Raw genomic sequence first — 18,214 nt, 5'->3', positions numbered from 1 at the left:
GAGGAGCCGCGGGGGTGATCGAGATTCTAGGCGTTTTGGAGGGGCAGGAGTACGAGGCGGCAGTTCACGTGCGGCGATTGCTCCTTAAGCTGTGGCCGGATTTAGCGCAGAGCCGCGAGGACATCGTCAAGATCTTTGTCGGCTTCAAGATGTATGGATACAAGGTTGAAGATCTCGATCTAATCGTGATCGGCCAGCTAGCAGCGCCGCGTTCTTTTGATGTCGAGTGGAAATTCTATCCGCGCGATGCGGAGCCGTTCGTTCCCCGAACTGCAAGCGTCCGCAATTTCGCTCTCGTGATGGAAGTCAAATCGCATGACGCATCGGGGGTTCGCTTCGCCGGAAAGGTTGCTTCCGTCCGCTACATCCGCAACGGAAGAGCTACATGGGAGTGCGTGACCGAGAAGAACCGGTTGCAAATGTTCGAGTTCAAAAAGTATCTCGGCCGGCATGGAGTCGATCAAATTCATGTTCAAGACCTTATTCTATTTACCGGCCTCCGCGAAAGCGATCTGCCGAAACGACCGCACAATTGTCTAGGCGGCGACGCCAGCTTCGAGCGCGTGCTGAACGTACTCGGCCAGATCGCGCGCCCGTACCGCAACGGAAATCGAGTGGACCTCGTGTTCGGCGCCATTGATGCCTTCGAGCGCATTCTATCGACGAAGTTCGAGCTTTTCGACACGCTCGAGCCAACGCCGCTCGATCGGCGGCGAATGGATATGATCGCTAAAGGTGGAATGTCGGATGCGTGGCTCGATGATCTCGGCGAGCGTCAGGTGATCCTCAGAGGTCGCGGGGGCGTAGGCAAGACAGTCATCCTGCTGCAAATGGCATATCGCGCTTATGAAATGCGCCAGCAACGATCGCTGCTGCTTACGTTCAACAAGGCCCTCGTCGCCGATCTTCGGCGCACCATGGCTCTACTCGGTGTTCCCAGAAGCCTCGAATCAGGCGGAATCGCGATCGACACGGTCCATGCATTCTTCGGTCGCGTGATGCGGCAATTGGGCATCATCGACAGTTATGAGGGCTTCCTCGATCGCTTTGTCGAACACAAAGAGGCGCTGCTCGACTATCTGCGATCGGGCGCAGTGAGCCGAGGGGATCTCGACACGCTGATGAAACAGCACGGGGCGGAGTTCGACTGGGATCTTGTATTCGTCGATGAGGCACAGGACTGGCCGGCTGACGAGATCGCAATCTTACGGCATCTTTACGGGCCAGAGCGGCTAGTCGTTTCGGACGGCATCGACCAATATGTGCGGGAGTCAGTGGCCGACTGGTCGCAAGGCGTTTCGAGAACATCGTTGCGGGCACGACGGCTCACTCGCTGCATGCGCATGAAGGCCAACCTCGCTGCATTTGTCAGCGATATGGCTTCAAGCCTCAGAATTGATGATTGGGATCTCGAACCGAACACCGACGCGCCGGGCGGCCGCGTGATCGTCGTAGAGGGCGATTTGGCAAGCAGGCCAGACCTCTTACAAGGCTGGTGTAACGATGCCAGTGCGCTGGGCAATGCCCCAGTCGATATGCTTGCCTGCCTTCCACCGACTCTGATCGAACCCAAGCAGTCCGGACAATTGTGTTGGCCAGCGCTCCATTATGAGCGCAGCGGCGGCAGTGTTTGGGACGGAACCAGCCGTGATGTCCGAGAGCATTTTCCGACTCATCGCGATCAACTCCGCTTCGTGCAATACGACTCCTGCCGCGGGCTTGAGGGCTGGATCGTAATTAATTATCAACTCGACACGCTTTGGGACTACAAACACGGTCAGTGGTTCTCTGAAGGTCACATCGTTGATGACCTATACCGCACCGCCGAAGACGCCGCCTTACAGCATGCGTCGCGCTGGGTGATGATTCCACTCACGCGCGCGATTGATACGTTAGTGATCAACATCACCGGCCAATCTGGCTTCGTCCCGGATGCGCTACGCAGGGTCCACGAGAAGCGACGCGACTTTGTGGATTGGATCGTTTTGACTTAGCCGCTTCAGAACTCAACCCTGCTAGGTAGGGCCATTGGTTGCTTTTTAGGATGAGGCCGTGGCAGCGATGACGAGCCCGGCAGGAGGAAGTTCATCGACAATGCGCTTCGCCCGCGGAGCGCTGAACACATGCGTTCTCATGTGATCAAGAATCTAGTCGGCTTAGAAGCGCTCCAAACTCCATAAAGAAAGGACTAATTTCCTAATCAATCGGCACTCTTTACCAAGCCTCAGTCAGTTCTAACGGGTTCAATCGAGGCCTAACAACCTAAACCCCGCACACCAGACGAGCGCCCCACCGTTTGAGGGTTTTACCTTGTCAGCCCACCCGAGAACAAAGCGATATTGTCTCAATCAAGCCTCCGAAGCTCGTTCCTCAAAAGCAGCAACTCCCGAATCACCTCGCATACGGTCTTTGCTTCGGTTAGCGAGGAAGCATATTCGTTTGCGTGGGCGATATTGTTCCTCAGGCATTCAATTCGGTTCAATGCCTCACTAAAGACACGCCTCCGCTCCTTGGGAAGGTGTTGTTCCAAAATATCTCTCTTGTCACAGAATTGCGTGAACAATAGCGCGTCGACGTAACTATCGTCGTCCTTAGCCTTCCTCCTCTCCTCTTCGATCTTCTCTTGCCGTCGGCTCGCTAAATGACACAACCAGTCCGCGTCTGCCGGGTAAAACTCCCGAATGCGCTGCGCCATCGTAATTTCAAGCCCGGTAACCAGCGCAAATATCGCAGCTCTGACTGGCAATTTTTGTAAATCAGAAAGACTAACCAAGCCGACGATCTTTGACCGTGAGAGCACAAGTCGACATTGGCGTTGGTCCGCATCGAGAAGGAAGTCCAAAATGCTCGCATCAGCACCAATGAGGTATTTCTCCGAAAGCGGCGAAAAACAACGCCACACAGTGTCCAAAGTTTGATGGTGCCTGTGCTCAGCCGCGCAAAACATCCCGATGAACCGATTGTTCTCGTCAACAACCGGCAGGAAATCGAAATCGTCAGGGTTCTGCTTTATTACGTCTGAAATTAGATCGTCAGGCTTGCAAGTCTTCAGGGACGCGACTGGGGTACAGATTAGATCAACAGTCAGGCCTTCGTGCAGGGCCTCGTAGGCGTCTTTTGGTTCCGGCGTGTCACTAGCCCAACGCTTGACCATTTCAAGCCTACAACCAACCTGAGTTTAATGGTTCAACTTCTTTCGGAAGCTTGGCGGCTATTTCAGCCGCTTTTCCACCCATCGCCATCGCTTGTACGCAATTTCCATGGCTCGTTTGTAAGCGGCATTGGTGCGCATGAAACTAAAATTTCCCTCCGCAGTTTTAGCTGCATATGCCTTGTCCGCCACAAGGTCCGCCAAGATGAAGCGACATCGCGTCGTAGCAAGCGTTGAAAGCCACTCCGTGTATTGAGCTTCGAGACTTAGCCCCCGGCCGAATTTTTCTGCACGTTCTTCCAATTTTTGATCGTTCAGGATCGCTTGGCAGAGCAATGCCCATAGCAGATTGCGCGAACGAAGAACATAGGCGTACTTATTCGCACCCTTATCGACGATGTCGTAACTGAGACGCCCGAGCCTGAACTGAATCTTATAACATAGCACGATTTTTCGTAGGTCGGACCTTAACCGGCTCTCATTGAACAACTGATTATAAATCCGCTCGTCCTCGAACACTTCTCTAAACCGAGCAAGCTTATCGATATCTCCATCGACCACTAGAAACGCACGAGCGATTTTTGTCAGTTCTAGCGCCTTATGCTCCGTGATTCCCTGCTCCTCAAGCTCCTCGTCGCTCAGGTTGGTAAAAGCCTGCTCCTGCCGCTCGTAGTAGATCCCGAGTTCATCTCGAAATCTATCTTGCAGTTCAAGCTGGATCAGATCGTTTGCGTGCAAATTCCAAGGATCAACCGGATTCTGTCGATTGTTATTGATTGTGACATTTGTCACGAAGTCGGGGGTCGCCTCTGTAATAATGCGACACATGACACGGAGCTCATCCAGGGCTTCCTTATGCTCCGAAAACTTCCGATTTCCTTCATTTGCTTTTATGAAGCGCCCAAACGTGGTTACAGTTTGCGCTCCGTTAAGGAGCCGTGGCTCGGTTATCTTGAACGCGCCATTCTGCTGATGCAGGTCTTCCGCAAACAAGGTGACGCCGTTGTGATTGAACGCGAACACCTTTGCGCTCTCTTTGCCATCAATTATGATTCTTTTGATAGATTGCTGGATTGAACGGTTTACCGCTTTATCTTCTGGCAAAGCGGCGCGGATATTCCGCTCAAAGAAGCGCTCTCCCATCTCCTTGTGCATCGCATGAAGGTCGGTTAGCCGCATGAATCCTACCGTCATCAACTCGCCGTGGGGCCCTTCCCGAGATATCGTGGCATCCAGCTCAATTGGATAGCTGTGGGTCTTGCGCAGGTGAGCCGCTGATCCAACTTTCCGCGTCCGGGCTGAACGAAACTCAATAACCATGGTGACCGGGCGGCCGAAGCGCTGGTCGATTAGGTATTTCTTGTTCTCTAAATCTTCGCGCAACTTATCCAGCACCTGACTTCTTTCAGCTTCTGCCGGATCTCCTGTGAAAACGAAGTGAATGTAAACGCGATCGATAATCGCCTCATTCTCCAAAAGACAGCTTTTGATCTGCAACAGCAGCTGATTCTGATGTTGATCTTGCTTTTGCGCTCCGAAAATTCGCTCCATACCAAAATCGGTTAGCCGCTTGAACGACGGTTTGAACTGCTCGTACGAATTCGACCATTTGAACTGGAATAGATAAAAGTTGCGCTTCTCAGCATCAAAGTGGAAACCGTCGACGCCATAATCGTTCCCACCGAAGGCCACTTGCTCGATAGCAATGTCACGTTCGATGCCAAATTCCTGAATCAGATATAGCAGCGCGAAATAGTCGTTGCGCTGACCACCGGACGTTCGCCTTAGGTCGGAATAAGCCTGATCGATGGCTTGATCTGTTATCGCCACTACTCGCCCTTTTTTGCATGGGGCCTTTTGATCCAGAATTGAATGACACTTTCATCCGCAATGCAAGGTCGGCGTCGGCGCGCAAAAATGCGTTTAGTTGCAGGACAAGAAAGCGGGTCTGACCCCAATACTTGAGGCCTCGTGGGCGAACGCGATTAAGAAGTCTTAACGCGCGAAAAACTGGGACTACATATTTTCGACCCATGTCTCGGCGCGCGCGAGGCCCCCCGCCTGTCCAAGTACCCCGGGGGGTGAATTTTGAAGCGCCCGCCCTGAGCGCCCCGACACGGCTGTAACAACGCGACCTCCCTTGGTCGCTTCAGCCACAAGCGGGTACTCATGAAACGCGACTTCTATGCGGAAGTCTCGGCGCGCATTGTTGCCGAGCTTGAAGCCGGCGCGGCGCCATGGATCAAGCCATGGTCGGCGACGCCCGGGAATGTTCCATGCAACGCAGTGACCAATCGACCCTACTCCGGGTGCAATGTCGTTCTGCTGTGGATGGCGCAAGCGGCGGGATATCGAACGCCTCGCTATCTTACGTTCAAACAGGCCTTGGAGTTGGGCGGACATGTTCGCAAGGGCGAGCGCGGCACGAAGGTGTATTTCATCAAGCAGCTCGAAGTCAAAGAAGACGCGGACAACAACTCACCGGCGCGGTTGGTCCCGATGATGCGGGAATACACCGTGTTCAACGTCGGTCAGTGCGAAGGGCTGCAGGAAAGCGTCACCGCGGGTAAGCCGGCGCGCGTTCGCAATCCAGATGCACGCGACGACTTGGCCGATCAATTCTTGCGCTCCACGAGAGCGGACATACGCGAAGGACATGGCGAAGCCTTCTATGTGCCGAGCCGAGATTTCATCTCCATGCCGGCATTCGAGGCGTTCAAAGGCGCGGACCAGTTCTACAATGTAGCATTCCATGAGCTGACACACTGGACGGCGCACAGTTCTCGCCTTGATCGAGATTTGAAGAACCGCTTTGGCTCCCGGAATTACGCGGCAGAAGAACTTGTTGCGGAACTCGGCGCCGCGTTCCTGTGCGCAGAGTTCGGCTTTGATGGTGATCTCAGGCACGCGGGCTACATTAGCCACTGGATCGAACTCTTGAGGGCCGACAAGCGAGCGTTCTTCACCGCCTGCAGCCAAGCGTCAAAGGCCGCCGACTATCTCCGCGGCTTGGCCATTGCGGACGCGGAGGCTGCGGCATGACAACGCACAGCTTCGATCACCGGAACCCCAGGTTCGCGCCGCTCTTCGATGTCGACCCCGTGACGGGGGTAAGCATTGAGGTGTTCTACGCCGATCGATCGCTCGAGACGTTCGGCAGGGTGGATTCCGGATGGTTCTGGCACTTCCGCCGGCGCGGTCATGCGCCTGAAGGGGCGGCGCGCGGGCCATTTCCGAGTAGCTATTCAGCGTATCGGAACGCGGTGTCTTCGTCGCGCTTGGCTAGCGAGCAAGGCAGTGCAAGGACGTCATTCGGTCAAAGGACCCACGTTAAGGGCATCGCCGCGCTTCCATATTGCTTCCATGAAGGTCGCTTATGGAAGCTACACTCTTTCGATATCCAAAAAAGCCCATGATGTTCAGCAAGTTGCTGGCGCGCCCGGAACGATTCGAACGTCCGACCCTCAGATTCGTAGTCTGATGCTCTATCCAGCTGAGCTACGGGCGCGTGTTTCGCGTGAGTGGTGCGGGCGTGAAGCCCGCGGCCGTCCGTGAAGATCGGGGCGGCGGCGAAAGCGGCCCCCTCCTAACGGCTCCGGGGGCAAATGGCAAGGTCCGGTTTCGGAGTTCTGCCAGCCATTTTACAGCGTCATTCCGGGGCGCCTCGAAGAGGCGAGCCCGCAATCTCGGGATTCCGGGTCCGGTCCTGTCGGACCGCCCCGGAATGACGGAGACGAACGGGACCGGAGACCTTTAACCTCTGGTTGACCTTACGCCCGTTGACGCTCGGTGCGGATGGACAACAGTTCCACCGGGCGGTCCGGTATCACGATCCGGAACGTGGCGCCGATGGTGCCTTCGACCAGCTGGATGTCGCCGTCATGAGCGCGGACGAGCTCGGCGGCGATGGCAAGGCCGAGCCCGCTGCCGCCGGGGCGGCCGGAGGTCTGGAACGCCTCGAACAGATGCTCACGGGTCTTTTGCGGCACGCCCGGGCCGGTGTCCGAGACCTCCAGGATGGTGACGGCGCCCTCGCGACGGCCGGAGACCCGGATCTGCATGGAGGAGCGGTCGCTGTTCGGATTGCTCTCCAGCGCCTGGGCGGCGTTGCGCACCAGGTTGAGCATCACGCGGAACAGCTGGTCGGGATCGGCATCCGCCGTCAGGCCCCGCTCGATCGCGGTGATCCAGCTGATGGACGCATCGTTGGCAAGACCCGCGGTCTCGCGCACCTCGACCACGATCGGCTCGATCGGGACCATGCGGCGATCGGGCGCAGCCTCCTGGGCGCGGCCATAGGAGAGGGTCGACTGGCAGAACGCGATCGCCCGCTCCAGCGAGCGCACGAGCTTGGGCGCAAAGCGCTGCACCCGCGGGTCGGGCACACTGGCAAGCTGGTCGGAGATCAGCTGCGCCGAGGCCAGCAGGTTGCGCAAATCGTGGTTGATCTTGGAGACGGCGAGGCCAAGGGCTGCGAGCCGGCTCTTCTGATGCAGCATCGAAACGAGGTCGCGCTGCATGTCGGAGAGCTCGCGCTCGGCGACCCCGATCTCGTCGCCGCGCTGGCTCGGCACGATGATGCGCGCCGAGCTCTCCGGGTTTTCATGGAAATCCATCAGGCTCGCGGTCAGCCGCCGCATCGGCCGCACGAACAGGAAATGCAAAGCGAGATAGACCAGTGCCGCAGTCAGGATCGCGATGACCAGCGACACCACCAGGAGATTGCGGGAGAAGCGGAACATCGCCTGGCGCAGCGGCCGCTCGTCCGTCACCACCTCGATGAACTGCGCATCACCCGAGGCGGGACCGATGATGCGGATCACCTCGTGGCCGGTCTCGAACATCATCTCGAACGAGCCGGTGATCGCCTGCCACACCGTCATGTTGCGAACGTCGATGTCGTGGTCGATCGAGGCCGGCAGGTCGGCGCTGGCAAGCAGCCGCCGCTGCTGGCCCATCTTGATCGCCACCGCGCGGGCCTGGATGCTGGTGAGAATCTGCCGCGCCAGCGAATCCGGGACCATGCCGAGCGGCGCGGCATCGAGCACCAGCGCCGCGGTATTGGCGGCCGCGAGGCGGTCGTTCAGGCGGTTGGTCCAGAAATTGGCGATCGCGGGCACATACATCAGCACGCCCGCGATCATGACCAGCGGAATAGTCAGAAGCAGGAGTTTCCCGGACAGACCGAGCCGGCGCGGCAGTCGTCGCGGGGGCATTTGGGTGGCCGGCTCGTCGGCAGTCGCTGACACGCTCGGAGTAGCCTCTGATGCACCTATTGTACCGCGGCGCAGCATGCGGCTCGCCGCCTGCGCCGGTCAAATTACGGATCGCTAATGTCCGCCAGAGCCCTGATCTACCCCTAATTGCCGACGGACGCCATCCTTTGGGTTTAGAACCCCGAAAAAGCCGGATTATTCGGCATCTTTGCTGTCTTTCCGGCAATCCCGAACAATTGACGCGGCCGGCGGCCTCCCGTATAAGCCGCGCCAAATTGTCCGTGATGCCCTTGGCCTCTACCAGGGCCGGTCTTGATGGGCCGGACGCGGCCCGTTTTTGGGCCTGAAGCATCCGGACCGTTAAGCTCTCAACTCTTTCAACGGCATCTCAAGACGCAGATTGCCCGGTCAGCGGAGAACGACCCGTGAAGCGGACTTATCAACCCTCTAAACTGGTGCGCAAGCGCCGTCACGGCTTTCGCGCCCGTCTGGCCACCACCGGCGGCAAGAAGGTCCTGGCCGCACGTCGTGCCCGTGGCCGCAAGCGCCTGAGCGCCTGATCCTATCCCAAGGCGTTTCTCGCCGGAGATTCCCCCATGGAGCGGCTAAGGCAGCGGGCGGACTTCCTCGCTGTCGCCACTGGCGCGCGGGTATCCGCTCCGGCATTTACGCTGCAAAGCCGCCCCCGTCAGGATTCCGGTCCGGTCCGGGTCGGCTTCACCGTATCCAAGAAAAACGGCACCGCCACCGAGCGGAACCGCATCCGGCGGCGCCTGCGCGAGCTGGTGCGGCGGCTCGATGTCATGGCGCTGCGACCGCACAGTGACTATGTGCTGATCGGGCGGCGCGCAGCGCTATCGCGCGACTTCACCACTATGCTCGACGATCTCGGCAACGCGCTGGGTCGTCTCGATCGGCAGGCTGCGAAGCAGGCTGCACCGACCACAATAGCTGGGCACAACGCCAAGGCGCGCGCCTGACCAATCGGATTGGACGACGAGATCCTGACTGATGCTTGAAAATCGCAACACCATCATTGCCATCATCCTGTCCGGCATCGTGCTGATCGGCTGGCAATATTTCTACAACATTCCGCAGATGGAGAAGCAGCGCGCGCTCCAGCAGCAGCAGGCCGAACTCGCCAAATCCACCCAAAGCCCGGCGCAGCCGGCGCCGGCCGCCTCGCCCGCGACCCAGCCGCAGGGCGGCAATGCTCCCGCGAGCGCGCCGTCGGCGGCCGCCAACGCGCCCTCCGTCAGCCGCGACGAGGCGATCGAAGCCGGCCCCCGCGTCAAGATCGAAACGCCCAGCGTGGTCGGCAGCATCTCGTTGAAAGGCGCACGCATCGACGATCTGTCGCTGGTGAAATTCCGCGAGACCGTGGATCCGCATTCGCCGCCGATCGTGCTCTATTCTCCCTCCGGCACCGCTGCGCCCTATTACGCCGAGTTCGGCTGGGTGGGCGCGGCCGGCACCAATGTGCATCTGCCCGACCAGAACACGCTCTGGCAGCAGGAGAGCACCGGCAGCCTGACCCCGACCAATCCGCTCAAGCTGAAATATGACAATGGCGAAGGCCTGACCTTCCACCGCACCATCTCGATCGACGACCGCTACGTCTTCACCATCAAGGACGAGGTCAACAATGTCGGGAACGCGCCGGTCACGCTCTATCCTTACGCGCTGATCTCGCGCCACGGCACCCCGCAGGTCTCCGGCTATTACATCCTGCATGAGGGCCTGATCGGCTATCTCGGCGACGAGGGCCTGCAGCAATACACCTACAAGAAGATCGATGAGGCCAAGTCGGTCGGCTGGAAGGTCACCAATGGCTGGCTCGGCATCACCGACAAATACTGGGCCTCGGCGCTGCTGCCGGACACCAGCGCCCAGATCCAGGCCCGCTTCTCCTCGAGCCAGGTCGGCACCCGCCACGACTACCAGACCGACTATCTCGAAGATCCGCAGACGGTTGCGATCGGCGGCAGCGCCTCGGCCTCGACCCGGCTGTTTGCCGGCGCCAAGGAAGCAAGCGTGGTCGGCCTCAATTTCCCGATCCTCGGCTTTGGCGGCTACAACCGCGAGCTCGGCTTGAACCACTTCGATCTCTTGATCGACTGGGGCTATTTCTACTTCATCACCAAGCCGATGTTCCTGGCGCTGGACTTCTTCTATCGCTTCTTCGGCAATTTCGGCATCTCGATCCTCTTGGTGACGGTGATCGTGAAGCTTCTGTTCTTCCCGCTCGCCAACAAGTCCTACGCCTCGATGGCGAAGATGAAATCGGTGCAGCCGCAGCTGCAGGCGCTCAAGGAGCGCTATCCCGACGACCGGGTGAAGCAGCAGCAGGAGATGATGGAGATCTACAAGAAGGAGAAGATCAACCCGATCGCCGGCTGTCTTCCCGTCCTGATCCAGATCCCGGTGTTCTTCTCGCTCTACAAGGTGCTGTTCGTCACCATCGAAATGCGGCATGCGCCGTTCTATGGCTGGATCAAGGACCTCTCGGCGCCGGATCCGACCAACATCTTCACGCTGTTCGGGCTGATCCCCGGCGATCCCACGCAGATCCCGGTGTTCGGCCATTATCTCGCGCTGGGCATCTGGCCGATCATCATGGGCATCACGATGTGGTTCCAGATGAAGCTGAACCCGACGCCGCCGGACCCGACGCAGAAGATGATCTTCGACTGGATGCCGCTGATCTTCACCTTCATGCTGGCCGGATTTCCGGCGGGTCTCGTCATCTACTGGGCCTGGAACAATACGCTTTCGGTGCTCCAGCAGAGCTTCATCATGCGCCGCAATGGCGTGAAGGTGGAGCTGTTCGACAACATCCGCGGGACGTTGGGTCTTAAAAAGAAGACGGCGTAACCCACCCGTCCGGGAAAGGACGCAGCAAGGGACACCGTCATTGCGAGCGAAGCGAAGCAATCCAGGGCCACGCCCACCACTCTGGATTGCTTCGTCGCTTCGCTCCTCGCAATGACGGTGGTGAGGGCCTTCATGACGACCGAGCCGGATACGGAGCTGATCGAAGCCGGGCGGAAACTATTCGCCGGCGACTGGCGCTTTGCCTATGCGGCGCCCTCGATCGAGACGCTGCCGCCGATGGGCGCGGTCGAGATCGCCTTTGCCGGCCGCTCCAATGTCGGCAAGTCCTCGCTGATCAACGCGCTCACCGGCCGCAACGCGCTCGCGCGCACCTCGCACACACCGGGCCGGACGCAAGAGCTGATCTTTTTCGAGGGCCCGCCGACGGGCGGGCTGCGCCTGGTCGACATGCCCGGCTACGGCTACGCCCAGGCGCCGAAGACCAAGGTCGCGGCCTGGACCACGCTGATCCACAAATTCCTGCTCGGACGCGCCTCGCTGGCGCGGGTCTACGTGCTGATCGATTCACGGCATGGGCTGAAGGACGTCGACACGGAGATTCTCAAGACGCTGGATAAGGCGGCCGTCAGCTATCAGCTCGTCCTGACCAAGGCCGACCAGGTGAAGCCCGCCGAGCTCGCGGCATGCATCGAGGCGACAAAGGCGGCTCTGGCAAAACATCCGGCGGCCTTCCCGGACGTGCTCGCGACATCCTCGCGCTCGGGCGAGGGCATGGCCGAACTGCGCGCAGCCATCATGCGGCTTCTGGAGGAGCGCAGCTCGTGAGCAAGTTCGGTCGTATTCTTGTCATCCTGGCCGGCCTGATGGGCGCCGACGGCGTGATCCTGGCTGCGCTGTCGGCCCATGGCGGCGACGCCGCGCTGCTTGCGCCGGCCTCCTCCATGCTGCTGTTTCACGCCAGCGCCGTGATCGGCGCCGTCGCGCTCGCCGAGCGCGGCCTCATCCATGCGAGGGTCGGGCTGGTCGCAACCGCCGGCTTTGTCGTGGCGGCCTTCTTGTTCGCGGGCGATCTGACGGTACGACACCTTGCCGGCCACAGCCTGTTTCCCTTCGCGGCGCCGACCGGCGGCACGCTGCTGATCCTGAGCTGGCTCCTGCTGGCGGTTTCCGCTGCCTGGCCCCGCCCCGCCTGACGCTTTGCGCTGTCCGTACCAATCGGATAGAACCGCGGCCGGTTTCGCCGCATCCCACTCCGTGAAGAGATTCATTCCATGACCGACGCGCCCGACATCAGCCCGCTCGATCAGGCCCGCATCCTGTCCGAAGCGCTGCCGCATATGCAGCAATATGACGAGGAAACCATCGTCATCAAGTATGGCGGCCACGCCATGGGCGCGGAGGAGACCGCCCGTCAGTTCGCCCGCGACATCGTGCTCTTGGAGCAGACCGCGATCAACCCGGTGGTGGTGCATGGCGGCGGGCCGCAGATCGCGACCATGTTGAAGCGCCTCGGCATCCAGTCGGAATTTGCAGCAGGCCTGCGCATCACCGACGCCGCGACCATCGAGATCGTCGAGATGGTGCTGGCCGGATCAATCAACAAGCAGCTGGTCGGCTACATCAACGAGGCCGGCGGCAAGGCCGTCGGTCTGTGCGGCAAGGACGGCAACATGGTGCGCGCGGTGAAGGCGAACCGCACCATGGTCGACCCGGGCTCGCATATCGAAAAGGTGATCGATCTCGGCTTTGTCGGCGAGCCCGAGAAGGTCGACCTCACGCTTCTGAACCAGCTGATCGGCTATGAGCTGATCCCGGTGCTGGCCCCGCTTGCAACCTCGGCTACGGGCCAGACCTTCAACGTCAACGCCGACACCTTTGCCGGCGCCATCGCCGGCGCGCTCAAGGCCAAGCGGCTGTTGCTGCTGACCGATGTGCCCGGCGTGCTCGACAAGTCGAAGAAGCTGATCCCGCAGCTCTCGGTCAAGGACGCGCGCAATCTGATCGCCGACGGGACCATTTCCGGCGGCATGATCCCAAAGGTCGAGACCTGTATCTATGCGCTGGAACAGGGCGTCGAGGGCGTCGTGATCATCGACGGCAAGATGCAGCACGCCGTGCTGCTCGAGTTGTTCACCAATCAGGGCACCGGCACGCTGATCCACAAGTGATGGCACGCAACCATCTCATGCGCCTGCTGCCGGCGGTGCCGGCAGCGATGGTTTCGTTCTTCGTCTCCTCCGCACCGGCCTTCGCCGACCTCAAGATCTGCAACCGCATGAGCTATGTCGTCGAGGCCGCGATCGGCATCGACGACAAGGCGGCGACCGCGACGCGAGGCTGGTTTCGCATCGATCCCGCCGCCTGCCGCGTCGTGGTGCAGGGCACGCTGACCGCCGACCGCATCCTGCTCAACGCCCGTGCGCTCGGCGTCTATGGCGCCTCGCCCCTGCCGCAGAACGGCAGCGATACGCTGTGCGTGGCGCCAGGCAATTTCGTCATCGCGGCGGCCCGCGAGTGCCGTTCGGGACAAACTCCCGTGCCGTTCACCCAGGTCACGCCAAGCCAGACCGACGACGGCAATATGGTGGCCTATCTCGCCGAGGATTCCGAATATGATGACGAGCAGGCGCGGCTCGCGGGCATTCAGCGCCTGCTGGTGATCGCGGGCTACGATGCCGCGCCCATCGACGGCGTCGACGGACCGAAGACGCAAGGCGCGCTGTCCTCGTTTCTGAAGAGCCACAACCTGCCCGCCGACACGGTGCAGTCGCCGAACTTCTTCGCCACCATGATCGACGCGGTGCAACAGCCCTCCGCCACCGGGCTGACCTGGTGCAACGACACGCCGCACAAGGTGATGGCGGCGGTCGGCACCGACGACGGCAAGAGCGTGGTCAGCCGCGGCTGGTATCGCATCGATCCCGGCAAATGCCTGCATCCCGACATCAGCGGCCAGCCGAAGCAGGTCTACAGTTTCGCGGAAGCCGTCGATGCCGACAACCACACCATCAAGCTGAAGGACAAGCCCTTGAACTGGGGCGGGACAAAAGAACTCTGCACCCGCGAGAGCAAGTTCGAAACCAACGAGCAGGGCGAGTGCACCAGTCGCGGCTTTGCCGCCACCGGCTTTGCCGCGGTCGACATGGCCAGCGGCGGCAAGACCCTGCGTTTTGCGATGCCGTGACAGGTGTTGCTCTTTGCTCCGCTGTCGTCCCGGCGCAGGCCGGGATCCATAACCCCAGGACCGCGTTTTGCGAAGGACGTCATCGCAAAGCGTGCCACATTGATAAATTCCGCGGTATAGGTCCCGGCCTTCGCCGGGACGACCACTTGAGAGAGCGATGCCATCACCTAAACATCCGCCCCGCAGTTTCGATCATGTCGACACCTGGGTGTTCGACCTCGACAACACGCTCTATCCGCATCACGTCAATCTGTGGCAGCAGGTCGACAAGCGCATCAGCGAATATGTCAGCCGCTGGCTCAACATCACCGAGGACCAGGCGCGGTTGATCCAGAAGGACTACTATCAGCGCTTCGGCACCACCATGCGCGGAATGATGACGCTGCACGGTGTGCGCGCCGACGATTATCTCGCTTATGTGCACCAGATCGACCATTCGCCGCTCGAGCCCAATCCTGCGATGGGCGCGGCTATCAGGAAACTGCCCGGCCGCAAGCTGATCCTGACCAACGGCTCGGTCGACCATGTCGAGAAGGTGCTGGAACGGCTGGCGCTGCGCGGCCATTTCGACGGCGTGTTCGACATCATCGCCGCCGAGCTCGAGCCGAAGCCCGCGGCGCAGACCTATGAGCGATTCTTGACGCTGCATGACGTCGATCCGACCAAGGCTGCGATGTTCGAGGACCTCGCCCGCAACCTCCTCATCCCGCATCAGCTCGGCATGACCACGGTGCTTGTGGTGCCCGACGGCACCAAGGACGTGATCCGCGAGGACTGGGAGCTCGAAGGCCGCGACGCCGCCCATGTGGACCATGTGACGGATGATCTGACGGGGTTTTTGGAAACGCTGGCGCAACCTAACAGCTAGCCGTCGCCCCGGCGAAAGCCGGGGCCCATAACCCCAGGGCGGAGTTTGGCGAAGGACGTCGTCGAGCACCGCCCGAAATCGATAGATTCCGCGGTATGGGTCCCGGCTTTCGCCGGGACGACGTGGCAGTGCGGCTTGACACCGTCCCCCCAAATCCCGAAAAACGCCTTCCCTCCTCCCAAAATCAGGGATCACCCGCGATGTCCTTGTCCGCTCTCGAATCCACCATCAACGCCGCTTTCGATGCGCGCGACGGCGTTTCGACCGCGACCCGGGGCGAGGTGCGCGAGGCCGTGGAGGGCGCGCTCGAGCTGCTCGACAAGGGCGAGGCACGGGTTGCCGAGCGCGAGGCGAGCGGCAAGTGGAAGGTCAATCAGTGGCTGAAAAAGGCCGTGCTGCTGTCGTTCCGCCTCAACGACATGAGTGTGATCCCGGGCGGCCCGGGCAAGGCCGCCTGGTGGGACAAGGTGCCGTCGAAATTCGAGGGCTGGGGCGAGAGCCGTTTTCGCGATGCGGGTTTTCGCGCCGTCCCGGGCGCGATCGTGCGCCGCTCGGCCTTCATCGCCAGGAACGTCGTGCTGATGCCGTCGTTCGTCAATCTCGGCGCCTATGTCGATGAAGCGACCATGGTCGACACCTGGTCGACCGTCGGCTCCTGCGCCCAGATCGGCAAGCGCGTGCACATTTCCGGCGGCGTCGGCGTCGGCGGCGTGCTGGAGCCGCTGCAGGCCGAGCCCGTGATCGTCGAGGACGATTGCTTCATCGGCGCCCGCAGCGAGGTCGCCGAGGGCGTGATCGTGCGCAAGGGCGCGGTGCTCTCGATGGGCGTCTTCCTGGGCGCCTCGACCAAGATCGTGGACCGCGAGACCGGCGAGATCTTTGTTGGCGAGGTGCCGGAATACGCCGTGGTGGTGCCGGGCACACTGCCTGCCAAGCCGCTGAAAAATGGCCAGCCGGGTCCTGCGACCGCCTGCGCCGTCATCGTCAAGCGCGTCGACGAGCGCACCCGCGCCAAGACCAGCATCAACGAGCTGCTGCGGGACTAACCTCGAACCGGGAGCTGACTCCGCGCGACCAATCTTCCGGGCCGGGCTATGCCCGCTCCGGAGCTCGCGCATGGACTGGAACTGGTATCTCTTCAGCTTCCGCGGCCGCATCAACCGCGCCAAATACTGGCTGGCGATGTTGGTTTGCGCCGGCTGGATGGTTTTCACCATCTGGATGCTGGTTCTCGTGATCGAGCTGTTGTCGCGCGCGGGGCTGTTGGCGGAGCAGCCGAAGTATTTCCATTTCGGCGTCGAGGAAGTCTTCACTTTGCTCGATCCGGCGACCTATCGCATGGCCTCGCGCGGCGAGCTGGTTGCGATCATTGGCTATCTGATCGGCCTTCCGATCCTGCTGTGGATCTATTTCGCCACCTCGATCAAGCGGCTGCATGACCGCGACCGCAGCGGCTGGTGGATGGTGCCGTTCTTTGTGCTGCCGGGGCTCCTCAGCCAGTTTTCCGACCGGGTCGGCGCGTACGACCCATACCTGCTGGTCACCTGGGTCTTCAGCCTGCTCTACCTCTGGGGCGGCATCGAAATGTACATCCTCAAGGGCACGCGCTGGCCGAACCGCTTCGGCCCCAATCCGCTGGGCAAGCAGCAATCGCGGTCGCGCTCTGCTCACGCAAGCGGGCGCGGGACGGGCTGGACGTAGGACACGGAGATCGAATTTGTGCCCCACAAAGGTAGCCCGCCGCCGTAGCCGCGTGTTAATCGAGGGGCATGACCGATGCTCTCTCGATCGTCCGCGATCTCATCCGCTGCCCGTCTGTAACGCCTGCTGATGCCGGTGCGCTCGGCGTCCTCGAAAACCTTCTGAAGGCCGCCGGCTTCGCGGTGCACCGCGTCACCTTCAGCGAGCCCGGAACGGCCGACATCGACAATCTCTATGCCCGCATCGGCGACAGCGCCCCGCATATCACATTCGCCGGCCACACCGACGTGGTGCCCGCGGGCGACGAGAGTGCCTGGAACGTTGGTGCCTTCTCGGGCGAGGTGAAGGACGGTTTTGTCTACGGCCGCGGCGCGGTCGACATGAAGGGCGGCATCGCCTGCAGCGTCGCCGCCGTGCTGGACTATCTCAAGACCAATGGCGGCAGACCGCGAGGCGATGGCGAGGGCTCGATCTCGTTCCTGATCACCGGCGACGAGGAAGATGTCTCGGTCAATGGCACGGTCAAGCTCCTGCAATGGGTCGCCGCGCGCGGCGACAAGTTCGACCATTGCGTGCTGGGCGAGCCGAGCAATCAGGAGGCGATGGGCGACTGCATCAAGATCGGCCGCCGCGGTTCGCAATCCGGCACGCTGATTGTCGAAGGCGTGCAGGGCCATGTGGCCTATCCGCATCGCGCGCACAATCCCGTGCCTGACATGGCGCGGCTGATCGTGGCGATCGCCGACCAGCCGCTCGATCGCGGCAGTGCGCAGTTCCAGCCGTCCAATCTGGAGTTCACCTCGGTCGATGTCGGCAATACCGCGACCAATGTGATCCCGGGCCAGGCGCGGGCGAAATTCAACATCCGCTATAACGACCTGCATACGCAGGAGTCGCTGCGCAAGCTGGTCGAGGCGCGCGTAGCAAAGGCCGCCGGCAACCGCATCCGCGCGCGGATCGAGTGGCTGCCGTCGAACTCCAACGTGTTCCTGACAAAGCCGGGGCCGTTCACCGATCTCGCGGTCGCCGCAATCGAAGAAGTAACGGGACGCAGGCCGGAGCTCTCCACCACGGGTGGCACCTCGGACGCGCGCTTCATTGCGAGCTATTGTCCGGTGATCGAGTTCGGCCTAGTCGGCCAGACCATGCACCAGGTCGACGAGCGCGCGGCAGTTAAGGATATCGAGCAGCTGACGAGGATCTACCGCGGGATCTTGGACCGGTATTTCGCCTGACAAGGTCCGCGCGTCAGGCAAAAA

Annotated in this window: 16 protein-coding genes and 1 tRNA gene; 13 read left to right on the top strand and 4 right to left on the bottom strand. The window is 60.9% G+C overall.

Annotated features, from left to right (window positions below):
- The first annotated feature begins 14 nt into the window (after positions 1-14).
- Positions 15-1,994, top strand: a complete 1,980-nt coding sequence (locus VFB05_RS19655; RefSeq protein ID WP_325015140.1) for an RNA helicase — start codon at positions 15-17, stop codon at positions 1,992-1,994.
- A gap of 350 nt (positions 1,995-2,344) precedes the next feature.
- Here the strand turns inward: VFB05_RS19655 and VFB05_RS19650 are convergent, their stop codons facing one another.
- The gene (locus VFB05_RS19650; RefSeq protein WP_325015137.1) at positions 2,345-3,154 is read right to left on the bottom strand and encodes a CBS domain-containing protein; all 810 of its coding nucleotides are present in this window, start codon (positions 3,152-3,154) and stop codon (positions 2,345-2,347) included.
- Between the two features lie 57 nt (positions 3,155-3,211).
- The gene (locus VFB05_RS19645; protein ID WP_325015135.1) at positions 3,212-4,981 is read right to left on the bottom strand and encodes an AIPR family protein; all 1,770 of its coding nucleotides are present in this window, start codon (positions 4,979-4,981) and stop codon (positions 3,212-3,214) included.
- 339 nt (positions 4,982-5,320) lie between these two features.
- Here VFB05_RS19645 and VFB05_RS19640 point away from each other — a divergent pair, with 339 nt between their 5' ends.
- Positions 5,321-6,193, top strand: a complete 873-nt coding sequence (locus VFB05_RS19640) for an ArdC family protein (RefSeq protein WP_325015133.1) — start codon at positions 5,321-5,323, stop codon at positions 6,191-6,193.
- A gap of 389 nt (positions 6,194-6,582) precedes the next feature.
- Here the strand turns inward: VFB05_RS19640 and VFB05_RS19635 are convergent.
- Together VFB05_RS19635 and VFB05_RS19630 are read right to left on the bottom strand one after the other, a co-directional pair.
- Positions 6,583-6,659, bottom strand: a tRNA-Arg gene (locus tag VFB05_RS19635).
- Positions 6,660-6,921: 262 nt separating this feature from the next.
- On the bottom strand, positions 6,922-8,367 hold the full coding sequence (locus tag VFB05_RS19630; protein WP_325015131.1) for a HAMP domain-containing sensor histidine kinase: 1,446 nt from the start codon (positions 8,365-8,367) through the stop codon (positions 6,922-6,924).
- A 425-nt stretch (positions 8,368-8,792) separates the two neighbouring features.
- Between VFB05_RS19630 and rpmH the strand changes: the two genes are divergently transcribed.
- The 11 genes from rpmH to dapE all read left to right on the top strand — a co-directional run bounded on the left by rpmH (position 8,793) and on the right by dapE (position 18,190).
- The gene (gene rpmH / locus VFB05_RS19625) at positions 8,793-8,927 is read left to right on the top strand and encodes a 50S ribosomal protein L34 (protein WP_024509263.1); all 135 of its coding nucleotides are present in this window, start codon (positions 8,793-8,795) and stop codon (positions 8,925-8,927) included.
- A gap of 36 nt (positions 8,928-8,963) precedes the next feature.
- Positions 8,964-9,347, top strand: coding sequence for a ribonuclease P protein component (gene rnpA, locus VFB05_RS19620; RefSeq protein WP_325015127.1), 384 nt, complete (start codon positions 8,964-8,966; stop codon positions 9,345-9,347).
- A gap of 31 nt (positions 9,348-9,378) precedes the next feature.
- Positions 9,379-11,241: a membrane protein insertase YidC gene (gene yidC / locus VFB05_RS19615; protein ID WP_325015125.1), complete on the top strand. Its 1,863-nt coding sequence runs from the start codon at positions 9,379-9,381 to the stop codon at positions 11,239-11,241.
- A gap of 132 nt (positions 11,242-11,373) precedes the next feature.
- Positions 11,374-12,027: a ribosome biogenesis GTP-binding protein YihA/YsxC gene (yihA, locus tag VFB05_RS19610; protein ID WP_325015123.1), complete on the top strand. Its 654-nt coding sequence runs from the start codon at positions 11,374-11,376 to the stop codon at positions 12,025-12,027.
- Complete coding sequence (locus VFB05_RS19605) at positions 12,024-12,395, top strand: DUF423 domain-containing protein (protein WP_325015121.1); 372 nt, start codon at positions 12,024-12,026, stop codon at positions 12,393-12,395. Before yihA ends, VFB05_RS19605 begins: the two co-directional genes overlap by 4 nt.
- A gap of 78 nt (positions 12,396-12,473) precedes the next feature.
- A complete protein-coding gene (gene argB, locus VFB05_RS19600; RefSeq protein WP_325015119.1) occupies positions 12,474-13,370 on the top strand; it encodes an acetylglutamate kinase in 897 nt (298 codons plus the stop codon).
- Between the two features lie 17 nt (positions 13,371-13,387).
- On the top strand, positions 13,388-14,386 hold the full coding sequence (locus VFB05_RS19595) for a DUF1036 domain-containing protein (protein WP_325015168.1): 999 nt from the start codon (positions 13,388-13,390) through the stop codon (positions 14,384-14,386).
- Between the two features lie 157 nt (positions 14,387-14,543).
- On the top strand, positions 14,544-15,254 hold the full coding sequence (locus VFB05_RS19590; RefSeq protein ID WP_325015117.1) for a pyrimidine 5'-nucleotidase: 711 nt from the start codon (positions 14,544-14,546) through the stop codon (positions 15,252-15,254).
- Between the two features lie 200 nt (positions 15,255-15,454).
- On the top strand, positions 15,455-16,300 hold the full coding sequence (dapD, locus tag VFB05_RS19585; RefSeq protein WP_325015115.1) for a 2,3,4,5-tetrahydropyridine-2,6-dicarboxylate N-succinyltransferase: 846 nt from the start codon (positions 15,455-15,457) through the stop codon (positions 16,298-16,300).
- A gap of 70 nt (positions 16,301-16,370) precedes the next feature.
- The gene (locus VFB05_RS19580; RefSeq protein ID WP_325015113.1) at positions 16,371-16,955 is read left to right on the top strand and encodes a DUF805 domain-containing protein; all 585 of its coding nucleotides are present in this window, start codon (positions 16,371-16,373) and stop codon (positions 16,953-16,955) included.
- A gap of 68 nt (positions 16,956-17,023) precedes the next feature.
- The gene (gene dapE, locus VFB05_RS19575; RefSeq protein ID WP_325015110.1) at positions 17,024-18,190 is read left to right on the top strand and encodes a succinyl-diaminopimelate desuccinylase; all 1,167 of its coding nucleotides are present in this window, start codon (positions 17,024-17,026) and stop codon (positions 18,188-18,190) included.
- Positions 18,191-18,214: the final 24 nt, after the last annotated feature.

The organism is Bradyrhizobium sp. (assembly GCF_035652035.1).
GTDB lineage: Bacteria > Pseudomonadota > Alphaproteobacteria > Rhizobiales > Xanthobacteraceae > Bradyrhizobium.
Note: the sequence above shows the minus strand (reverse complement) of the source record. Positions and strands in the feature narration are given on the sequence as shown.

Bases quoted from the DNA above. Each gene is read 5' to 3' on its own strand.
- VFB05_RS19650 (WP_325015137.1), bottom strand. From the start codon at position 3,154: ATGGTCAAGCGTTGGGCTAGTGACACGCCGGAACCAAAAGACGCCTAC.
- VFB05_RS19640 (WP_325015133.1), top strand. From the start codon at position 5,321: ATGAAACGCGACTTCTATGCGGAAGTCTCGGCGCGCATTGTTGCCGAG.
- VFB05_RS19630 (WP_325015131.1), bottom strand. From the start codon at position 8,367: ATGCCCCCGCGACGACTGCCGCGCCGGCTCGGTCTGTCCGGGAAACTC.
- rnpA (WP_325015127.1), top strand. From the start codon at position 8,964: ATGGAGCGGCTAAGGCAGCGGGCGGACTTCCTCGCTGTCGCCACTGGC.
- yidC (WP_325015125.1), top strand. From the start codon at position 9,379: ATGCTTGAAAATCGCAACACCATCATTGCCATCATCCTGTCCGGCATC.
- yihA (WP_325015123.1), top strand. From the start codon at position 11,374: ATGACGACCGAGCCGGATACGGAGCTGATCGAAGCCGGGCGGAAACTA.
- argB (WP_325015119.1), top strand. From the start codon at position 12,474: ATGACCGACGCGCCCGACATCAGCCCGCTCGATCAGGCCCGCATCCTG.
- VFB05_RS19595 (WP_325015168.1), top strand. From the start codon at position 13,388: ATGCGCCTGCTGCCGGCGGTGCCGGCAGCGATGGTTTCGTTCTTCGTC.
- VFB05_RS19590 (WP_325015117.1), top strand. From the start codon at position 14,544: ATGCCATCACCTAAACATCCGCCCCGCAGTTTCGATCATGTCGACACC.
- dapD (WP_325015115.1), top strand. From the start codon at position 15,455: ATGTCCTTGTCCGCTCTCGAATCCACCATCAACGCCGCTTTCGATGCG.
- VFB05_RS19580 (WP_325015113.1), top strand. From the start codon at position 16,371: ATGGACTGGAACTGGTATCTCTTCAGCTTCCGCGGCCGCATCAACCGC.
- dapE (WP_325015110.1), top strand. From the start codon at position 17,024: ATGACCGATGCTCTCTCGATCGTCCGCGATCTCATCCGCTGCCCGTCT.